We start from the raw sequence: 1,352 nt of genomic DNA on the forward strand, positions 1-1,352 counted from the left end.
GTGCTCGTGAGAAACATCTGGAACTCTGCAGCGAGGTTTCGCATCTCCTCGCCGGCCGCATGCACGGTGGTGGTCTCGAAGTGCCACTCCTCGGACGGAGGCCGGTCGTGGATGCCCCACGTCAGGTGGACGTAGCCGCCCGGGCGGTGTTCCGCCGAGATCGTCAGGTCGCGTTCCAGGGAGCGCCAGCTACGCGCTCCTTCCCAGCCGCGGAAGTCCTCGGTCAGTGAGGAAAGGAAGGTGTCGAGGCCGTCGCCGTCCCACGTGCGCACCAGGGTCTCGATGCTCACCCACTGCCCGCGAGCTTTCACTAGGAAGTCGAGTGTGGGGTCTTCCCCATAGGGTCTTGTCGGCTCGGAGAAGAGCAGGTGGACCGGTCTCGGTCCGGGCTCTCCCACGCGTACCGCGGGTCCGTCTTCGGTCATTTGAGCAGGTTAGAAGTAGTGGGGCTCGATGACCAGCTGATATAGCCGCCCTGCCCCGGCCGCGGGCCGCGGGTACTGCTTGGAGCATGATCGTCCGTCATGGCTGTGGATCTTGCGCGGGAACTGGTCCCCGATGGGCTGTGGAAGATAGCCGCGCCGCTGATACCGCCGTTCCGGCCCAGAAAGCAGGGCGGTGGAACAGCGCCGGTGGCGGACCGGAAGGTGTTCACGGCGGTGGTTTACGTGCTGACCAGCGGTTGTGCCTGGCGCTACCTGCCGCCGACGTTCGGCACCTCGCCGTCCACTGCGCATCGCCGTTTCACGACGTGGACCAAGGCCGGTCTGTGGCGGCGGCTGCATCGGGCGGTGCTGGACGAGCTCGGTACCAGGGGCGAGCTGGACTGGACCTCAGCGATCATCGACGCCGCATCCGTCCGCGCGAAAAGGGGGGCTCGCTGACCGGACCGAACCCGGTCGATCGCGGCAAGAAGGGCAGCAAGCTGCATGTGCTGTCCGAAGCCCAAGGCATCCCGCTGGCCGTCGCAGTCTCCGGTGCGAACGTGCACGACAGCCAAGCCTTCAAGCCGCTACTCCTGGGCCTCCCCGCCGTACGGTCCCGGCGCGGGCCACGACGACGGCGACCGGTCAAGGTCCGCGCCGACAAGGCATACTTCTCCGCCGAACACCTCGCCTGGCTCCGCTCACGACGGCTCATCCCGCGCATCGCACGCCCGGGGATCGAGTCCGGCGAGCGGCTCGGCCGACACCGCTGGAAGATCGAGAGGTCGATCGCCTGGCTGTTCGGCTACCGCCGCCTTGCCGTCCGCTATGAACGCAAGGGCAGCCACTTCCTTGCCTTCCTGGGCCTCGCCGCAGCTCTCACCTGCTACAAGAAACTCGCGAAACTCACCACGTGAGACAACCTCT

The 1,352-nt window shown here is 66.8% G+C and carries 2 protein-coding genes; one reads left to right on the forward strand and one right to left on the reverse strand.

The features are described from left to right. A partial coding sequence (locus ACWGSR_RS37665) for a DUF6228 family protein (protein WP_453573969.1) occupies positions 1-425 on the reverse strand: 425 nt, incomplete at its 3' end. Between the two features lie 99 nt (positions 426-524). Here ACWGSR_RS37665 and ACWGSR_RS37670 point away from each other — a divergent pair. Beyond that, positions 525-1,342 (forward strand): IS5 family transposase gene (locus ACWGSR_RS37670; protein WP_453573971.1). Its coding sequence is split into 2 segments (ribosomal slippage): positions 525-867 and positions 867-1,342, totalling 819 coding nucleotides; the frame shifts between segments, so codons are not numbered across the junction. Positions 1,343-1,352 lie beyond the last annotated feature (10 nt).

It is taken from the genome of Streptomyces sp. NPDC055632 (assembly GCF_053618675.1).